This window comes from Psychromonas arctica (assembly GCF_036697365.1).
Lineage (GTDB): Bacteria > Pseudomonadota > Gammaproteobacteria > Enterobacterales > Psychromonadaceae > Psychromonas > Psychromonas arctica_A.
The window spans coordinates 168,014-187,845 of record NZ_JBAHZA010000001.1; the positions used below are offsets into that span (position 1 = coordinate 168,014).

Annotated in this window: 18 protein-coding genes; all 18 read right to left on the minus strand. The window is 36.9% G+C overall.

The window, feature by feature from the left end; translation table 11 throughout:
* Window positions 1-189: 189 nt before the first annotated feature.
* The 18 genes from V5290_RS00685 to V5290_RS00770 all read right to left on the minus strand — a co-directional run bounded on the left by V5290_RS00685 (window position 190) and on the right by V5290_RS00770 (window position 19,763).
* Window positions 190-978, minus strand: coding sequence for a GGDEF domain-containing protein (locus tag V5290_RS00685; RefSeq protein WP_333380706.1), 789 nt, complete (start codon window positions 976-978; stop codon window positions 190-192).
* A 126-nt stretch (window positions 979-1,104) separates the two neighbouring features.
* A complete protein-coding gene (locus V5290_RS00690; protein WP_333380708.1) occupies window positions 1,105-2,058 on the minus strand; it encodes a 3'(2'),5'-bisphosphate nucleotidase CysQ family protein in 954 nt (317 codons plus the stop codon).
* 2 nt (window positions 2,059-2,060) lie between these two features.
* On the minus strand, window positions 2,061-3,074 hold the full coding sequence (locus V5290_RS00695) for a phosphotransferase (RefSeq protein ID WP_333380710.1): 1,014 nt from the start codon (window positions 3,072-3,074) through the stop codon (window positions 2,061-2,063).
* 79 nt (window positions 3,075-3,153) lie between these two features.
* Window positions 3,154-3,423 carry a hypothetical protein gene (locus V5290_RS00700; RefSeq protein WP_333380711.1) on the minus strand — a complete coding sequence of 90 codons (270 nt, stop codon included), beginning with the start codon at window positions 3,421-3,423 and terminating at the stop codon, window positions 3,154-3,156.
* 1,110 nt (window positions 3,424-4,533) lie between these two features.
* The gene (locus V5290_RS00705) at window positions 4,534-4,803 is read right to left on the minus strand and encodes a DUF2845 domain-containing protein (protein ID WP_333380713.1); all 270 of its coding nucleotides are present in this window, start codon (window positions 4,801-4,803) and stop codon (window positions 4,534-4,536) included.
* A gap of 49 nt (window positions 4,804-4,852) precedes the next feature.
* Window positions 4,853-5,092 (minus strand): hypothetical protein, encoded by a 240-nt coding sequence (locus V5290_RS00710; RefSeq protein ID WP_333380715.1) that lies wholly within the window; start codon window positions 5,090-5,092, stop codon window positions 4,853-4,855.
* A complete protein-coding gene (locus V5290_RS00715) occupies window positions 5,079-7,124 on the minus strand; it encodes a hypothetical protein (RefSeq protein ID WP_333380717.1) in 2,046 nt (681 codons plus the stop codon). The genes V5290_RS00710 and V5290_RS00715 overlap by 14 nt, the downstream gene beginning before the upstream one ends.
* 15 nt (window positions 7,125-7,139) lie before the next feature.
* Complete coding sequence (locus tag V5290_RS00720; RefSeq protein WP_333380718.1) at window positions 7,140-7,514, minus strand: hypothetical protein; 375 nt, start codon at window positions 7,512-7,514, stop codon at window positions 7,140-7,142.
* Window positions 7,515-7,516: 2 nt separating this feature from the next.
* On the minus strand, window positions 7,517-8,677 hold the full coding sequence (locus V5290_RS00725; protein WP_333380720.1) for a hypothetical protein: 1,161 nt from the start codon (window positions 8,675-8,677) through the stop codon (window positions 7,517-7,519).
* A gap of 1 nt (window position 8,678) precedes the next feature.
* The gene (locus tag V5290_RS00730; RefSeq protein ID WP_333380722.1) at window positions 8,679-9,863 is read right to left on the minus strand and encodes a hypothetical protein; all 1,185 of its coding nucleotides are present in this window, start codon (window positions 9,861-9,863) and stop codon (window positions 8,679-8,681) included.
* 29 nt (window positions 9,864-9,892) lie between these two features.
* Window positions 9,893-13,114, minus strand: coding sequence for a hypothetical protein (locus tag V5290_RS00735; RefSeq protein WP_333380723.1), 3,222 nt, complete (start codon window positions 13,112-13,114; stop codon window positions 9,893-9,895).
* The gene (locus V5290_RS00740; RefSeq protein ID WP_333380725.1) at window positions 13,115-13,501 is read right to left on the minus strand and encodes a hypothetical protein; all 387 of its coding nucleotides are present in this window, start codon (window positions 13,499-13,501) and stop codon (window positions 13,115-13,117) included.
* Between the two features lie 80 nt (window positions 13,502-13,581).
* The gene (locus V5290_RS00745; RefSeq protein ID WP_333380727.1) at window positions 13,582-17,196 is read right to left on the minus strand and encodes a tape measure protein; all 3,615 of its coding nucleotides are present in this window, start codon (window positions 17,194-17,196) and stop codon (window positions 13,582-13,584) included.
* A gap of 171 nt (window positions 17,197-17,367) precedes the next feature.
* Entirely contained in the window at window positions 17,368-18,114 is a 747-nt protein-coding gene (locus tag V5290_RS00750; RefSeq protein ID WP_333380729.1) for a hypothetical protein, read from the minus strand.
* A 15-nt stretch (window positions 18,115-18,129) separates the two neighbouring features.
* On the minus strand, window positions 18,130-18,546 hold the full coding sequence (locus V5290_RS00755; protein ID WP_333380731.1) for a hypothetical protein: 417 nt from the start codon (window positions 18,544-18,546) through the stop codon (window positions 18,130-18,132).
* Window positions 18,543-19,139, minus strand: a complete 597-nt coding sequence (locus V5290_RS00760; RefSeq protein WP_333380733.1) for a phage tail protein — start codon at window positions 19,137-19,139, stop codon at window positions 18,543-18,545. The genes V5290_RS00755 and V5290_RS00760 overlap by 4 nt, the downstream gene beginning before the upstream one ends.
* 1 nt (window position 19,140) lies before the next feature.
* Window positions 19,141-19,440 (minus strand): hypothetical protein, encoded by a 300-nt coding sequence (locus tag V5290_RS00765; RefSeq protein ID WP_333380735.1) that lies wholly within the window; start codon window positions 19,438-19,440, stop codon window positions 19,141-19,143.
* A gap of 5 nt (window positions 19,441-19,445) precedes the next feature.
* Window positions 19,446-19,763 (minus strand): DUF2190 family protein, encoded by a 318-nt coding sequence (locus V5290_RS00770; RefSeq protein WP_333380736.1) that lies wholly within the window; start codon window positions 19,761-19,763, stop codon window positions 19,446-19,448.
* Between the last annotated feature and the right edge of the window lie 69 nt (window positions 19,764-19,832).

Here is a 19,832-nt window from a genome sequence, read left to right on the forward strand (position 1 = left end):
TGAGACAAATCCGACATTGATAGAAAAGCAATGTTATACAGTATTTGGAGGAAATTTTAAGTGGATCTGACGTCAAATTAATTAAAAAATAAAAAAACTGAACAAGTTATCTCAATCAGAGTTGTTTGTTTACTTTATTTAGCAGAGGATTCAATAGATCAGTACCAACTATAAAGTGAATCAATAAATTCAGCTCGCTTTATTAACACTATGTATTTCAGCCTCTGTCATTGTTCTATTTCGACCAGAATATTTGGCTTGATAAAGAGCAAGATCAGCTCTTTTTAATGTATCTTTTAAAGAGAGGTCTGATTTATCTCGTTTCGCTACACCAATACTCACGGTAATAAAAATCTCATTTCCTTGATGATTGTATGGTGTTTTTTCAACAAGTTTCCTGATGCTTTCGGAAAGAGTATTTGCGCCAGAAAGATCTGTATTAGGCAGCAGTATGGCAAACTCTTCACCACCTAACCTTGCTAATATATCGGAAATTCTAATTGCACTTTCTAATGCGCCAGCCACCATTTTTAACACATCATCACCCACATCATGGCCAAGTTGATCGTTTACTTTTTTAAAATGATCTAAGTCTATAAAGAGCACGGTACATTCAGTTTTATCTCTTATTGCCAGCTGAAATGCTTTTTCCCCCATATTAAAAAAATATCTTCTGTTTGGAATTTGTGTCAGATGATCTTTAGTGGCAACTTTGTTGAGTTTAATGGCCTGAAGAGTATTTTTAGTTAATGCTTTTTTTAAATTATTGTCATCATAATCGTGAATACCTATTAATATAGCGATAATTAATTGAACGATGATAGAAGTAGACTCACTGGTAAAAAATGCAGCATTAATAATAAGTAAAAAGATGACAGCAATATGAGTTACTTTAATTCTAATCAATAAATTAGATGCAAAATTCGAGAAATCTTTCTCGTAGTATTGCTTAATTTGCTTTTCAATAGGTATTTTCATCCTAGCCCTTTTATAGGTAAACATACTTTTAATTCGCTCAAGTTTATGTAAGACATCAAACAAGCAAAATAATTTAAACTATATTGCAAACACATGAATTTGGTTAGTATCGATATAGAAATGTCGTCATATTATGCTTTTACATAAAGCGATTAGTTTACTTGCCAATACTGTATTTGAAGCAAATATTATGCCTCGATGGTTCATATAAGTTGAATCTGGTCGGTTTAAATCTAACGCATCCCCGTTTATATCGCTACACCAGCGGTTTGTTGCTTTAGCTAAACAAGCGGTCGCACTGAAGTCCCATAAACTGCCACCTCCTAGCTGTGTTTTTGGTAATTTAATATAGCAAGATGCGCAGTTATTATGTGTTGTAATAACAGATACTGCATTAATGACCGCACCACCATCACTTTTTATTTCAAATTTCTCATAACCTAAAAATTTTGCTAATTTAACTAACTCCTTCATTAGCAATGGATACTGAAAATGTTCAACAAAGCTTCTGTCTGTGTAAAACGTAAAAGCCTGTACTGTTAACTCTTGTTTAGGCATCGCCATTGATCTGTTTTGAGCACTATTTTCAACAAGTAATAGTCCATTTTTATAACAATGGCTCACGCCAGTTTTATCGATCAGCGTATGATAACTTGTATTGTTTGTTGGGTGATGTATTGCAGCAACTTCTGATTGACCAAACTTATTGACTAAGGCTATAGAAACGGCATATCCGTCACCGCCTTCAATAAACGGCAAAGTACCATCTAATGGGTCAATACACCAAAAATAATCTTTATGTAAACGAGAGTGAAGATGTGCGCGCTCTTCGTTGCTATTCTCTTCACTGAGTACAGCTAGGTCATATTTTTCAACGCTAACTTGTAAAATATCAAGAATAATTTCCTGACAAGTAAAATCGACTTCCGTAACAACTTGTGCGCTTTGGCTACTACCAGCGGCTTTAAAGTGAGTCTCAAGTAATGTTCGATCAACACTTTGGATATATTTCCCTGCTTGTTGCGCTGCTAGCAAAGCTAACTCACTCAGTTTATTGAGTGTTTCTGTTGTTAATTGCATGGTTAATCTGCCTTAACCGGGGATTGTGATAAGGATTGAAGCGCTTGCTCTGTGAGTTGTTCTGTATAGTCGTTGATTTTCCAGTTTGCTGGTGACCAACCTTTTACAAAACGCTGAAAATCAGCCCAAGCGATGGCATACAAAGGTCGCCATGCTTGCTCTAGTTGAATCGGGTCAATTTGTTTCTCTGTTGCGATTACGGCTTCACTTAAACAGATAAAGTAATAATCGATTAAGGTATCTTGCAGCGTTGCACACTCTTCCGGTGGAATGGCACTGCTGATAAATAAGATCAGATCTTTCATGCCACAACCTTTACCAACATATTGAAAATCAACTGCGGCTACGTTTTTGGCATCTTCTGAGAAACAAAAGTTAGCCAGTTTGGCATCACCGTGTACTAATGTTTGAAACGGTGAGTCAGTAAGGAGTTGATCGATTCGTTTTGCTGCCGTTTTAAGTGGCTGGTCTTGTAATGCAGCTAACTCATCTGGGCGCGTGGCTAGATGCCAATAAGTACCGGTTTCCCAAAGATCTTGATATTTCTGGTTTCTATTTACTTGTAAATGTAAGGCATGAAAATTCGCTAACCATTTAATACAGGTTTGCGCTTCTTCTAATGTAGCTGTTGCTTTCACAACTGGAAAACCGACTTGTGCAAGATCTTCTAAAATTAATAGATTGAGTTTCTGGTCACGTTGAGATGCAATACAACGCGGTACATAACAAGCTACATCATGAAGGTGAGCATATTTTTTGTACCAATTTGCCTCTACTTGATAAGAGTGTAATTTTCGCTGATGAGAAAGTGTTGTATTCCAGCCTTTGGGGTGTGAGCTAGGTTGAGGAGTATTAACCAGTTTTACAATCACAGAGCTTGTTTTTCCACCTTGCAAACTTACTCTAAATAGTTCGCCATAACCGCCCCACACACCTTGAATTAAGGTTATATTTATAATGGATTCGGCTTCAGTTAAAGATAATAAAGTGTTTTTTAATGATTGAGAGATTGGCATATTAATGTCTATTTGCGCTGAATTAGTCGAGTTGGCTAATAGTATCGAACTCCTAGATAGATTGATAACCCTAGCGACTTTAAGCTGATTCTATTTTAGTTAACTTACCTGATAGATAAGTGAGCGTATAAAGCTTACCTTTAATTTTGTAGACTGCCTGTTGAATTTTAGTACCGTCATTTCGTTTTACTTTATAGACTTGTATTGGTTTACCACAAATTGAATCCACGTTACTTCGGATATCGCCCAAGCTCGCTAAACCATCTAAACATCTCACAAACTCACCTTGACGAGCTTGCACTGAAAATGACAAAGATGCGATAAGTAATATTAAGCTGGCTTTTAGCATTGTAAGGCTCCTTTCATTTGTTGAATTAACGATTTCATAGAATAAGTTACCTAAATTACGTGACATTTAAAAGGCTGTTGTTGGATAAAGCTGAGGTTTGAGACAGATGTTTTGTGAATGGGTAAGGTCAACGATAGTTGGAGGAGTGGCTTTAAAGGTTAAAGGTTCAAGGTTCAAGCAAGTATGAGGTTCACTAAATACCATTGTCACCCACAATCAGTAAGACAACTAAAAACGACTCAAAAGATTAAACACAAAAACAAAAAATGCAGGCTGAAGCCAGTATTCGGGATATCGCATACTATGTGTCAGCCACAATAAACTTAAAAACTATCCAAAAGATTAAACACAAAAAACAAAAACCTGCAGGCTAAAGCCAGCGCCCCGTAAGAGATGTTTCGTAAATAACGATATAATGGATAAAGAGATGTGTCGTTTAATTGCATTGAGTTAACTGAACGGGCTGAAAAAACGATCGCAGAGCTATTCGTATTGAGCAAAGGTTCATGTTGGTCAGTAGCGGCAGCTATTAGACGGAGTCTGATTTTAGGGGCGCTGACTTTAGTCTGCCAGTATGCGAGTCATCGCATACTATGTGTCAGTCACAATCAGTAAGGCAATTAAAACTATCCAAAAGATTCAACACATAAGGTCAAAAGATGTAGGCTGAAAAAAGGAATCGCAGAGTTCTTCAGTTCGTGATACTAGCCTGTCGGCTAACTCGCCCAGCGTCCCGTAAAAGATGTTTCGTAAATCAACGATATGATCGATGAAGAGGTGTGTCGTATAAGTGAAGTGAGATAACTAAGCTGGCTGAAAAAGAACCGTGAGTTCTTTTGCTTCTAAAAGCAAAAAAGCTTGGTGATTTGTTTTTTACAAATCCAACCAAGCTTTTTGATAGGTACTTTTTGAGGGGCACTAGGTGGTTAAACCTAGAATGGCATTTTGAAGCCTAGTACCTAAAGAATATTAAAAAACAACAATTACTATATATAACATATACTTAAGTATATATTTAAAATTTAAAATACATTAAATACTATGTTTTTATATAGAGTTTTGACCCCTATTTGACCCCAAGTAACTTTCTTACTATTCTCAAAACTAATATTAAGCAAAATCTATTTTTGTTAATTTACCACCAACATAAGTCAAGTTGTAAAGTTTTCCATTTATTTTGTAAAGAGCTCGTTCAATCTTAATATCATCACTTCCATTAACATCGTAAACCTGAAGAGGAGCACCACATTTTTGATTTACTTCATAAAGGTAATCATCAAGCATAGCTAAACCATTGCCACATCTTACGGATTTACCTTGTCGTGCATACAATGAAGTCGATAATGTTGCGATAACAACCATTAGGATGACTTTTCTCATTCTTTTAGTTCCTTTAATTTTTATAATATAAAGAACTATATTTTATATCCTAAAAAACCTCAACATTATAATATGGCAAAAGAGGTAACTTATTTAAGATGGTATTATCTTCAACAAGAACAAAATCTCCAATCGTTAGAGAGGAAATAGCTGTTACCCAGATATTATGATCTCCCCATTTAACTTTTACTCGATTAAGATTTTGATCAATCATTACCACTTCGGCTCTGAATTTAACTGTTTCTGTTAATAAAGATTTAAACTGTTTAGTAATATTAACTGTAGCCATTATTAACCTCTAATTTCACGGACTGAGATATATCAGTTAACGTTTGAATTGCAATATTATTGCTTAAACATAAACCAGTAACGGCTTTATCTTCATAAATAATACGGACAATTTCACCTGGTAGAAATAGGCCACAGTCTGAATCAGTTGATAATAAAGGAATGTTAATCCCTAAAATTTCTTGTTTACCACTATCACTCATAATATTTCTAGCTAGCTCAGTGTTAACCGTATTACTTTGAGATAATACGCTAATAACATCTGTTGCTCTTACGTCACCTGCTGTTCCTGTCTTGATAGCATTTGTAATAACACCATGAGCTTCGCCACTGATCAGTACATTATTTATTTGTGTCGTCGTATTATCGCTACTAGATTCAGTAATTACGTAATCAGCACTAACTACATGATCACACTCTGAATTCGTTAAATAAGGCCAATTCCAAGGACTAACTTTATAACGGGGTTGAGCATGTATAATGTTTTTTGTTTTATCTGGTTGAATGATGGATCCACAAGCATCAGCAATTTGCATAATCAACTCTATTGCCGGCTTATTTAAATAACTAAATGAATCTGGTGCTAAGACCCATTCAGGAGTTAATTCAGAACGGCTTAATGTGAAGCTTTCTTTGTTTAAAATCTCATCAACTATTTGCCAAGCTCCTACTTCTGTGTCAACCGTTTTGCTATAAAGGTTTACATAAGGAGAAAATAACCATTGAGAGCTTGTCACACTTGTAAATGTATAACTTTCACTTTGAAAAGATGTGGATCGCGCATATTCGCGTAGTGTGAATAAGAATTCATGACCATTTATATGGATTTCGTATTGAGAACGGTAACCTAAATAGGTAAGGCTATCTGCCCCTATCAGCTGGCCTTTAAAACTCCATACCTGCGAGTCAATATCAAAGTTTAAACTGGCGTTGATTGGACTAATACTCACTTTATTACCATCATTGGCTATGTAGTAGACAGTTATTTGATTCATAATTATTAGTGCATCCATTTCAATTGTTAAGAAATCTAACTTACCACTGTTGTTCCAAAGTGATTTAAATTCTAAAGGTTCAATAGGTAAATCAGGGATTGGGGTTGGCGGAACGATCACATCAAGACGTTCACCAACAGGGTAAATACCGTCTTCAAAATAACTATTCCATTCTTTTTTGATAGCAATGCCATTGCCAAAGTTAGAATGCGCAGAGTGACGTAATTTCTCTGTTTCTTGCCAATAATTTGATATTTCACAATCAGCGCGAGCAGGGTATAAATAACGGCTATCAATCTCGTTGGATAAGTATGCGGCTTCTGCAAAGTCAGATAAAAAAACATTATCTAAACTATCTAACTTATAGTTGATTTGATTTACATGAGATTGAATATGCAAAGCGTTTCGTATTAAAACAATGTTGTTAACCGCTAGTTTATCTATTGGCGTCTGTAATGTAATGGTTTCTTTATGTAGGTTAATGGCATCTTGAACATGTGAAACAAAGCCACGCTTCATACTTGGGCTTTGTTTAAAGAAATTCGCATTATCTCTTCTTACTTTTAATGGTTTTTGGTAGTCACTTTTAACCTCGGATTTAATGCCTCTATCAACATTAATATCAAACCCTATTTCATGATTGGAAACGACAGGTTTATTGGTGCTGTAGGCTATCACATCTGCAATTGAATCGAGCGTTCCTGTACTAACCATTTTATTGTTAGTAACAGCAGATAAGTCACAAACCAGATCTAAATTCGCTGATGATATTGGCGCTATAGCGTAACTATTACCTATCACATCGACTAATAAAGGAGCGGTTGAACCATCACTTTCAATCACAAAATCAAGCTGTCCATTATTAGCCCATGGCGTTGAGAAGGATAGTTCCCCTTTACTATTCCATCTATCAACAGGGGTGAAAACGCCGTTTGAAAGTGGGCGTGTTGATTGGCTTTTAGCCGTAATATCAAATACAGCAGCATCATTGGTAAAATCCAATTCACCTGTATTCGTCCACAGCTTTTTAAATTCCATTCGCAACACTCACTTTTACAATTCGGTTATTGTCCAACCAACTAAGCGCAACAAGCTTCCTGCATAGAGATTAAGGCTAGGTAACTTCAAGTCAGCATTGCTGTTTTCATCGTCATTGATTTCAGCCATTGAGGCGTTAGCAAGAGTTTCGTCAGTGTTAGATATTATTTTTGCGTTGGTTGCCAAGTCGCTAATTAATATCATTGACTCTTCTAGTGTTTGAAATGTTAGAACGCCACCTACTATGCTTAGTTTAGATGGCACCTTAAAATCTAAAGTACACATGACTTCTTGAGGGGCGTTATATATAACTAGCTTAGCGCCATTCTCATCTATTTTGTCGCACAACACCTGGGCACGGGCATTCTTTACCGCTATAGAAAAATCCATAATTATTCCTTGTAAGGTATTGGTGTTTGCCAATCCGCAGCAACGGCAGCGTAATCTGGTGGGGTATTTGTTGTTAATTGATTGTCAAGTGCAACAAACAAATACTTTGTATCTAACAGAAGATAATCAAAACGATATGTTCCATCATCACTAGAATAGACTTCATCAAGTAATTGCCCGTATTGAGTAAGACACATCACCTTTCTATTCGCAGCAGGTGAACCTTGAATAAGAACCTTGCTCTCATAGTAACCCATTGCCCTTGGGTTACCTTCTTGATCTATCGAGCTTGAATAATTACCTTGCTTTGTGGCTAACTTTGGTAATTGTGATTGTTTTAGATACTGTAAAACATCGGGTTGCGGGTTTGCTTGTGATCTTGTTTCTTTGTTTGAGAAAATAAAGTTATTAGCTTTGATGTTATTAATTGACACATCACCAACTAAGAAAGATGACAGTAATGATATTTCAGCAATTGTTAAGCGATCATTAAACAAACAAACATCACTAGCATCTGTGGCTACTTGGCTTTGGTTATCCATGTACGTATGACACGCAGGGACAAACCAACGTGTGGGATGGTTTTGTAGTGTTGCAAATCCATTTCCAGTGTTGCGAGAAAATATAAGTATATCGTTAATATAAACCTCAATGCCCGACGAATTTGAGGTTTCTTGTATGGTAAACAAAAATATCTTGTCGAAATATTCAGAGAGATTTACACCAGTGTCTTTCAATTCAACACTATTATTTAACAATCCATCTGTTATATATAAATCACCAGATGATGTTACTTGAGAAAAAAACCTATAATCAATGTTTTCTTCTCCAGTGGCTCCATTGAACGTGAAAAGACCTGCAAAATCATCATAGTCAGATGTGTCACGTAGCCTTGCAAACATAGTTAGACATTTTGTATTGGTGGGCTGTACAGTGTATAGATAACCCGCTATCAAATAGCCGAAATCAAAATTTTCTTTTTGATCTATAGCATAACTAAAAGTTAAGTCCTTTGTTAATGGTAGGCTGTTAAAAAAATGCTCTCTATCGCCATATTTCAAAAGGTCATTATAGTTCCCACTTTCCTCTTTTCCTGTTCCGTTTAATGGGTAGTATGCAATTAGTTTACTCATTGATAATATTGTGTTTTTCAGAGTGTTCATATCACTGTTCCACCGTACTAACATCAAACCCAATCAATACATCACTGAAATCAGAACGATTACCATAGGTCGCTTTTAAAAATCGAAATATCTTCCCTTCATGCTCTGGCAAGTTCTGCAAGTTTTTACGATACAAAGCAGAATGATTTGTGAGCGGTTCAATTAATATCGGCAACGTGCCTCGATAACAATTACCAGTCTCCTGAATCATTTGTGGTTGTGTATTAATATAAAAACCATTGTCAGCAGGGTTTGGTAACAACATCACATCAGAGCCATAACCACCCATGCCACGTTTTTTCCATGTGTCAGTACCTTCCAACTGGTGGTATTTACGCGCTAAACGATTTTGTGTAGTTACATCGTTACTAGCGAAATAAGTATAGTAATCATAAGAGCTTGAATTGAATAGGTCCCACCTTCCAGATGTTTCGCTACCTGCGTTGGTGTCTTTTAAATGATTCATAATAAAGTGGTATCTATCACCAGCACGGATCGTGTCAATGTACCCAGCCACAAAGCCACCAAAGTTATTTTTTGCTCCGTACTGCATCATTAAATAAAATATTCTATTGTCACCGACTAAATCCCAACCTTTTGAAGAGTATCTCCCAGTTGCAGCCCAGTATGAGCTGTATATTTCATCGTAAGTATTTATATCTGTGATATTTTCAACCATTGAAATTTTGCATAATCTTGCATAGTTTCCTGACCATCCATCATAAGCACTATTGTCAACTCTCAAGCTGACATTTCCCAAGTCACCTGCTGCGGTAAAAATAATAATTTCATTATTTGCATCAGCAAAACTAATAGACCAACCAAGCGGAGCTACTTTAACTGTTCCGCGCACCGTTGCATTAATAGGTGATACGTCGTTATCAAGTTCAAAATAAACCTCTGTTGAGGTAACACTGATAACTCGATGCTCACCGTTGTAATCAGAAGGAGTGACACCTTCAAACAACAAAATAGAGTCATTAACGTAGGAATGCCCGCTTGAAAAACTTGCTTTAGCCAATGAAGTCTGAGCATCAAAAACAATAGAGTCAGGTGCTAGCGAACCAAAACCATCGACTAAAACTGCTTTTAAAAGAGCAGAAACCTGACCTGGCGAACTATCCTCTGAAACTTGTGGGGCACCTTGCATATTGCTACCAAAAAATTTATTTGGATATATTTTCATTATTATTCACCTTAAAATTTAATATTAAATTATGTTTCTTTGTTCGTGTTACCACGGGTTTGGATAGCAAATTGGTCGTTATCTAATGAGGCTTTAGGATCGCTCTGTAAAACCGTTCTTATCAAGTTCAGCTGATAAACCGCACCAACGAAATTAACACGAACAACATTGCCTGCTGACCAACCAGAACCCCACCCTAAATGGTTCATTGTGAAGTACGGTTTTCCTGATACGGGGTTGATGGGTGCGAACGTTGTATTGACATCACCAACGGCAATTTGACCAACATTTTCACCGACCAACTTGAATGCGGTTGATGTAGTAAACACGATGGCAAATCGTTCTGTAATACAACCATCATTGGTGACTTGAACAGGGTATAACGTGTCGTTATAAGCAACAGACGCTTCTGTTCCAATTCGATCATCACTAAACACACCCGTCCAAGTATTTTGGTCAAATAAGTTGGTGTAACGTGCAAACATATCATCAGCCACTAATACACTGGCGACCTTGGCTTTTTCTGCATCGTAAGCATGAGATAATGGGCGAGCCGCTTTAATTACCCCTGAAATATCAACGCTTGCAACCAAAAACATATCTTCAAAACGATAGTTAATAATGGCATTACCCGCTTCAGTAAAAGTGACCACACCTGCATCCAGGTCAACTGAATAATTAACGCCTACCACCGATAATTGAGCAATACGAACATGAGGCAATTGGTACTGTTGATTTGCAGTTACTTCAATTTCAATTTCTTCGTCCTGGTGAACAACACACACATCACCTTCACGGTAGATAGGAACACGGCCATCACTCGGTAATTTAATCGTATCTAGCCCTAAAATATCGGATGACAACGGCAGGTAGCTATAAGAAACACAGTTGTAATAAATACTTGAGGTGTCTAATAGCGCATCACTAATGACGGTCACGATGCCTAAATCAATATCAATGTGGCCATCAAAGTTTTCACCTGAAATTACACCATTTTCATCAGTAATCGCATTAATCGTTTCATTGGCGTAATTCTTAGCATTAACGCTCAGTGATTGAGATACAACTGGGTTGCCTGCGGTCAAAAATGTGATTGATTGGGTAAGAGGTGCTACGCCGTTATAAACAAAGCCACTATTTAGTGATAACAAACCATCACCTTTAGGCCAAGTGTTAAGTACTATCTCACCTGAATCATTATCTAAGGTGCCGACCTCTGAACCGCCATCAAACAACAAGCCACCACTTTCTTTAATGAGTCGCGCATTGTAATAAAATGAAACGCTGCCACTAATCAGTTCTTGTTGATAGGTTTCAATAGAGGCTTTGAAGGAAGGAATAGCCTTTTCTAATTGGCCTGCAAAGATAGACGACACGGTATCTTCAGAATTGTCTGTATATTCAACATAAATAATCGGATTGCTTTCATTTAAAGAGTTCACAGGCACTCTTGCTGTGGTTGTACCTGATTGACGATAAATCGTTCTTGAACCGCCGTGTGCGTCACTACCATAGGAATACAAATAAGACGTCATGACACGTTTAACAAAATCAACATCAAATACTTCGTCTATTAGCACTTTACCGCTCACGTAATCAATGGTGCCGACCACAGGGTTAAGGGCGTTACTGCCTGCCGCTAATTTAATCAGTCCCAACCCATCATCGTACAACTTAATTTCACGTGGGATATAAAGCTCAGTACCGCTAATAATCTCAGAGACTGATGGAACAACATTAAATGAAATACTAACGTTCTTTTCACTTATATTAGCGCGTAACTGTATTGAGGCACGGCCTGACACATCAGCACTAAATCGAACATATTCCTGTGTAAGGTTTCTAATGTAATATGGCGTAGTATCTAAATAATCATCCCATTCAAATAGAAAAACCGTATCTGAAGCAGGCGTTTCATTTGGTATTAATGTGCAGTAGGTTGATGAATCCATTACCCCAGTTGCATCGCCTGAAATAACCCCATCAATAATAGTGGCCGTTTTGTTACCATCTTCCCAACTAATCACACAAGAATGGAAGTTTACATGGCTAGAAAAAACCAATTCAATCTCACGTGTAAAATCAATATCATCAACCTTTTTAAGGTAGCTACTTGCCTGTGCATATTGCATTAAAATGATGCTGCCCACATCAGGTAATGCGCCTAATGTCATTGATAAATTGCCTAATTCATCATATTGAGCCGTGCCATAGCTCGAACTTGCACCTGACAATGTACGATCGCCATTATCGACTAAATCATACCAGTCACCTTGCACCATATAAGAAATAGTAAGCGTACCAGGATCGGGAACAGGCACTAACGTTTGTGTATAAACATATCCCTGATTGGCTAACGTAATATTTATTTGTTGCGTTTCAATTGTCATAGGAACGTCAACTAATTCACCATTACCTGCATCCAGTGTGACATCCACATTTTTAACAACTGATTGATTAACATGTGCCGTTTGTACGGTGGTTGATGGGACTAGTTGCGTATAAATAGAGTCCACTTGCAACGCACTTGCACCAAATTCAGCATCAAACTTTAATTTCTTAGTGCTGTAATAATTAGCTGCATCAGCAACTGTTGTGCCATAGATTGCAGAGGTGCTGCTAGTCGGGTCATAAGGATTGGCATCAACACCTAAAAACTCAAATTTTAATGGGGCCGTTATTTCACATGTAACGATTAAACGTTCAAAATCAATATTCACGGGATAAGTAAAATATTGTATTTCCGTCTCAACTGATTTGATTTTAATGTATTGTTCTTCCCCATTAGATGGATTTAAAAGAACAAACACATCACCAATTGACGGTGGTGTAATGGTTTTTCTTTGAATAATTCGAATAGAACGTTGCCCAATTAATTGAGCACCATAGACTTCGCCTGAATATTTAGCTGATTTAGCAAGATAACTTTCAATGATTTCCTGCGATTCTTTACGTGTTGCGTAAGGGTCATTCACGCTCATTAACGTAACGGCAACGTCATCATCAACCGGTGTTTCAGATAGCCCAATAGTTGCACCGTAATAAGTTTCATCAGTATCAGCATCCGCTTTTAAATGCACACTTCGAATATTGACAGAACCATAAGCTCTATCTAAGTCTGAAATATCTGGAAAGATAGAATTATGCTGACCAGATACAATTTCAACATTCGTCATCGCACCGCCGCCATCATCTTCATCTGTCATATTTTTTGAGGCAAACAGCTTTATATCGCTTTTATAGATTGTCATTTATTCGAGTACCTCGATTAATTTAATGGTATCCAACGTGTATTCATCATCGTCACTTTCAGCATCGCTATTATCGAAAAGAGGTGTAGCGACAAAATGAGATTCATCGCCGTAATCCCAACGAACTTTATAAGTAGTACCGTGATAATTAAGTTCCATTAAAGTAGGTGTTAAGCGTAATTCGCTGATTTCTTTTACTTTTGCAAGTGTTAACCAGGCATTACTATTTCCTACCAACACAATTGGGCGCCCGTCTAACATTTTTCCTCGATTTAAAATTAGTCGCCCTGTTATTGAGGTTCTAGATTCTTGTTTAATTGGGCAGTAGCTCAAGTTAGCTAACCAACGTAAACCGGACGGTAGTTCAATGGCATTCAATGAAATCATGCAATGAAATCCTATTTATTATGTAAGTGAGTTTTTAAAGGGGGTGTAAAAGAGGTATTGATTCGAATTGATGAAACGATTTAAACAGTCACCAGTTGATTATTTAAGAGTAATGAAAGTAAATCATCTTTGCCTTCTGTTGTTGTAGGGATTGATACTTGTTCCCCTCCTAAATTTAACTCTACAACAACCGTCTCGGTCACTCTTGAGATCGTTTCGCTTTCATTACCGGTACTGTTATTAACAAGCTCAGCACTTTCTGCAGCTAAAGCAGCTTCTGACTCAGCCTGAATTGCTTCAACTTTTTGATTATGCAGTTTTTCTGTTAATGCTATAGCTTCGTTTAAGTCTCTAATTGATTGAGAATCTTGATAATCAGTTGCGGTTGCTAACTGCTCTCTTAATGCGGAAATACTAGCTTCATAAGCTCTGTTTTCGATGCTTTCTGAGTTACCATTCAGATAATCCAATTCATCTTGAACACTACTTAATGCAGACTCTGCATTTTCTTGTAAAGATTGTAATTTGCTCCTCGCGGAATCAAGCTGTGCATTAAGTGATGTTAGGGTTGTGTCATCAAGCTTATCGAGCTTATCAATGGCGCCTTGTGTATTATTAATCATTGCAAGTGTGGGAGTTTCAGTAGCATCAAAAGCTTGTTCTAATGTCCTTAACGATAATGTTTGCTTTGCAATAGCCAATGTTTGTTGGTCGAACACTATTTGATTTTCCGCAATCGTTTTCCACCAAGCACTTTGAACTTGTCTATTGGCATATATTCGATTACTTTGCTCTTCAATCTCATCATTAAGTTCACTAATCGATAGTGTCGTTAAATCAGTTGCATCACGAGTTGCTAAGATTGCAGAATAGCTTTTACCTGCACTATCTTGTGCAGTCTTTTCAGCTGCTTTTTGCTTCTGATATGCTTGTGAAATAGTTTCTGAAGACTCTGCAATAACATTTGATCTATTTATCCATTGGTCTGTGTTATTTTGTAATGCTTTATCTTGTAATATCAACTCATTTTTAACACCAAGAATAGAGGCCTGCACTTTTAGTTCTGATGTAATTACTCCACTATTAGCTTCAATGGTCGCTTTGGCATAAGCTAAAAACGCTAGCTTTTTATCTTCAATGGGAGCAGTACTATTTTTAATTAAATCATAGGATTCACGAAGAGATTCATTCGCTTTATTTAACGCGGACTGTGATTCAAACCCTAATTGCTTATAAGCTTCACTAAGTGAATTAATGCCTGGTGTTACTTCAGCAGTTTTAATATTTATTTTATCTAATGCTTCCTCCAGTTGTTCGATAGAAATCACTCCATCTTTACCTAACTCTTCAATTTTTTCACGTAGCGTATCCAATTCTGACACTGTTTTTACCTTTGTGATCACGCCATCAAAAGCAGCAACAATATCGTCAGATGAGGCTGTAGCCGTTTCAGTAATACTATTAAAGGTACTTAAAGCTGTTTTACCCGTTTCAGTAAAGCCACCTCTAATTTCATTTAAATCTAAGTCAAGCAAAGTAAAAAGAGTCCGTAATGGATCAACTTCATTGGCAACGGATTTAATGCTCACACCCAACAAATCAAATGTTTCAGGTACGCTCTTTTTTAAAATGGCGAGTTCTTTATCATTTAGGTTTTTAAGTTGAAGACGCAGACCCGTTTCAATATCTGTAGCAGTTACTTGCCCCTGGTCTTTGAGTATTTTCAAGGTATCAATAACTGACTGTAAGCTTTCTGGATTATCAACATCAATCGCTTCTGCAATATCACCTATAGCATCAACAGTGCTTTTTCCCTCTCGTTGCAGATCTTCAAATTTTAACTTTAAACGCTCTATACTCGGTATCGTTGCTGCCTCTAATACTTCCGCATTTTTTTGCTGCAGTTCAGTTTGTTTAGCAAGTTCATCATTGGATTTAATGTAACTATTTGTGGCTTCATTAAATACAATCACTCCTTTTTCTTCTAGCTCTAAAAACTGTTCCATTGAAGAAATATTAATACCAAGTTGATTCGATATTTCTTTTAACTGTTTTGTTTTTTGAACGGCTATTTCTTTTGCTGTTTTTGCCGATTCAGTTGCAGCGTCTTCTGCAGCTTTCATTTCTCGCCATGCATCTACAACCCGATAGATTTGAGTGGTAGTAAAAACAAGCGCACCAACTAGCGTTGCTTTTAAAACATTGGAAAGAACTTTTGAAGACGATGTTGTTGCCTCTACAGCACCTTTAACTGTAAATAAGGACGCCACTGCTTTCGATGCTGAAAGACCAAATCCCAAAAACATCTGTGCAAGTTTTATTTTTAATGCAGTTTCACCAACAGCAATGATTGCATCTTTAAATTTATACAACCATTGAGCGGATGATTTCACACCTTCAACAAAATTAACGAAAGTATCAGATATATTTTTAGCCCATTTATTTAATGAGCCATCGTCCGACATTGCTTTAATAGTTTGAGTTAATAATGTTAATTGGTCCTTTGCATAGTCTAACGCCCCACTTTCAGCTACTTGATTTAAAAATAGCTGGTACTGATCTTTTAAGTTAGAAACCAAACCAGTTAAACGGCCCATATTTGCAGCAGCAGCACCTTCAGCACTTTTACCAATTTCAGCTGTTAGCTGTTTAATAACATCACGACCCAATTTACCTTGTGAACTTAATTTTTGTAGTTCAAGGGTATTACGACCAGTTGCTTTCTCAAGTAAATCCCAAACAGGAACCCCACGCTCCACAAGTTGTAAGATTTCCTCTCCTTGCAGTTTTTGTTTAGCCCAAGCTTGTCCGAGAGCAAGGGAGATACCTTCTACCCGCTCCATCCCCCCACCTAACTTTTCAGACGCATCGATAATGGCCTGCATAGAACCATCCATTGGGTCTAACCCAAAAGATTTTAAGCGTGCGAAAGTTTCTGTAACTTGTTCAAGTTGCAAAGGTGTATTTTGTGTAAACGTTTTAATCCACTCAGTTGCCCGCTCTCCCTCAGCAATAGAGCCCATCAAAGCATCCATTTGAATACGCAAGCCTTCAAATTTATCGCCAGTGGTTAACACATCAACAGATAGAGATTTAATTCTATTTAATAAACTGGTAACGCCAATAACACCTGCTGCCCAATAAGCGGCTTTTACAAATGAAAAGCCCTTAGACTTTTCCTCAACAACTTTTGTTTCTTCGCCTAAGTTACGCATTTGGCCTGAAAACTTAGCCAATACAGACTTACTTTTGTCTATTTGAGTATTAAGTTTTGCTTCACTTTTCGTTAAGTCTTTTGTATCGACATTAGCTTTATCTAAACTATTTCGAACTTTGTTCAAGGCCGTGTTTTTTGTTAGTAAAGCACTCGCAGATTTTTTAACAGCAGATTCTGTTTTTTCTAATTGAACATTAAATTGCCCTGTTGGATCACCTGTTTCTTCAATTTTTTTACGTAATGTAACTGCACGTTCACTTAATAAATTAAATGCAGCTTCATTTTTTTCAACTGCAGCAGTTTGCGATTGAAATTGTTTAATCAGCGTTTTTTGATTTTCAAGTAGTTTTAAATTGGTTCTTAACTCCTTACTTTTACCCTGCAACACTCCTAATGAATCAGCGGCTTCATTAGCATCTTTTGAGAGTAAGTTTTCCGCTTTAATTTTTAATGAAATAAGCGTGTCTTTAATACTCATGATGCACCTTTTCTTAATGTTGTAAATTTTTCTACAGGCATAAAAAAACCCCAACAACGAATTAACATTGTTGGGGTTTTCTTTATATGTGGCTATCTAATGATATGCGTTTTAAATTACGTCACTGGTTCCACATTTGCAAGAAATTGTTAAAAATATTAAAAGACTTACTTAAATACTGGCAGCTTCTCGAACGAAGAATTTAGACTTACCTGTTGCCGTGATACTGTCATCTGCCAATACATCACCGGCTAACTGAAATTCACCGTAGTCATCACCAATCAAACTAAGCCCTGCAGCTGGCGCAGGTTTCCAACGATAAACTTTAACAACTGATGGACTACCATTGTCATCATTAATGCCATCAAAAATCATTTTAACTTCTTTACCTGATTCAACTAAAGCTTGTAATGCAGATGCCGCGCGAGTGGTATAAGTAACGTTCAACAGCATATCTTCTGTGATATCACCTTTGACTAATGGTTTTATGCCTGCTGCAGTAACTTCAAAATCAACTCCTTTTTCAAAAGTTTTAAGATCTTCGGTACTTCCCTCAGTAATAACGTTCGTTACTGTTATCGTTTTTGCAATATCAAGCATTTCAGATGTTTCTACTAAGCCAGGTACAATTGCAATAAGTTTTTCATTAGTGATTTGTTTAGACTCTTTAGTATCAACAACACCACGTAATGCTAACGATAGATTAGAGTTATTAAATGAATCAAGTGTTGCAGATAATGAAACACTTCGAACACGTGAAGATGAAGCAATATTACCACCGCCAGGTCGATATGATGGGCGAGTTTTTGTTTCCACTTCAAGCGTAAAATCTAATGCACTTACGTTACCTACATCTCGGCCATCTACATAAACGATACCCGAACCAATGTATTGTTCATTAATTGTTTCTACAGTCATAATGACTCCTATTTATTAAAGATTTTGTGTATAAACCACGTTAACTGGAATAGTTACAGTGATAAAATTGCCTGTTTTAGCAGGTTCAAATACCGAATCACCTGATGTTTTAAATGAAACAACTAAACCATTTAAATTTTTTTGTCGTTCGGCGAATAAAAGTGACCGAGTATCAAAAAGCAATTGCTCTAACTCATCAAAAGCACCGATTCTCATAGGTACTGATAAAACGATATACAAAGAACGAGAGGCTTTGTAGCTTTGCTGGTTTCTCAACTCAATACCTTCAGCATCAAATTGAATTACGGCCAATCTCCCCTTTACTTCGGTAAACATTGCGTAATAACCATCGCGTACTTCAACGTTTTCAAGCAAATTTAAACGGCCTTTAATTTCATCTCTTATTTCCAATATTTTTAAATTTTCATTCATGAAATCAACTCCAATTCATTTAGCAGTTCAGTAATGAGTAATTCACGTGCCATGGGAGAAATATCTTTACGAACGGTTTGAAATGTTTGCCCTACACTCGGTCCATATAAAACTTTGTAATCATTTTTATCGCGCCCAGTACGAACGGCAATTCCCATGTTATTAACACCAGTATTATTTTTTAAAGGAATATAAAACCCTTTCAAAAACTTAGTCGCTCCTTTCGCTTTAACTTTTACCGTAACTCCTTTAGATTTGTACCCAGCAGAAATACCTCGAAAACGATCGCCTTTTGAACGTTTAATATTTTTAGATCGGGTTACAACTTGCTGCCCATCAAACCTATCTAATAAAACGCCCCGGGACTCCGCACTCAAAATACCTTCAGGTTTTTTGATTGTTGCTTTTTGAGATATTTTTAATTTAGAACGAATGTAAGCAGATTTAAGGTTTACTTGAGATTTGATGTCATTTACAGCAAGCGTTAATGCTTTACGTGTAGCAGCATTGATAGCTTTCGTTTGAGCCTTATCAACATGACTAGGAAGCCCCCTTAACGTTGTTTGGGCTATTTTTAAATCATCCTCGAACATATTAAACCTCTACACCACTGTAGGTAATTAGACTTCCTTCTACACGTAGCTTTCTAGTTAAACGATAAGTCACCCCTCCTCGAGTGACTTCATCGTTGTTAGCTATATTTAAATGAGTTTCACGTGATAAAGTTATTTCTGTCAGAGTGTCTGTTCCATATTCACCAGGATGTTCAACATCAAGATCAATAATGGCAAACGTTTCTACAGGTGGCTTATCATATTCATGATAAACCACTGAATCACCGAGCCGTTTTAATGCCATTGCTTCTTTTTTAGCAAATCGCTCACTGAATCCCATTTGTATTAACCAATATTTACGTTAACGGTTGTGTCTGATGCGCCAGCTGCTTCAAACGCGTAACCCACAGCAGTGTTATCTGTTGCAGTTGTGGTGATATCACCATCAGAAGTAATGAATACTTCATCGCCTTGTCCAATAGCCCCTGTCGTCTTTGGCAAGCTCCATACACCGCATGTATTAACTGTTATTGTTTCACCCGTTTTTCCATCAACAGCAGCAACAACAACTTGTTTACCGACCACGACAGGATCTCCAGAAGCAACATCTTTGCTTAATTGCAGATCCATTGTCATACCATTTGCAACATAATTTTTAGCCATGATTATTCTCACTTATTAAATTTCAGGTAATAAAAAGCCCCTGTAAAAACAGAGGCTGAAATGTTTATT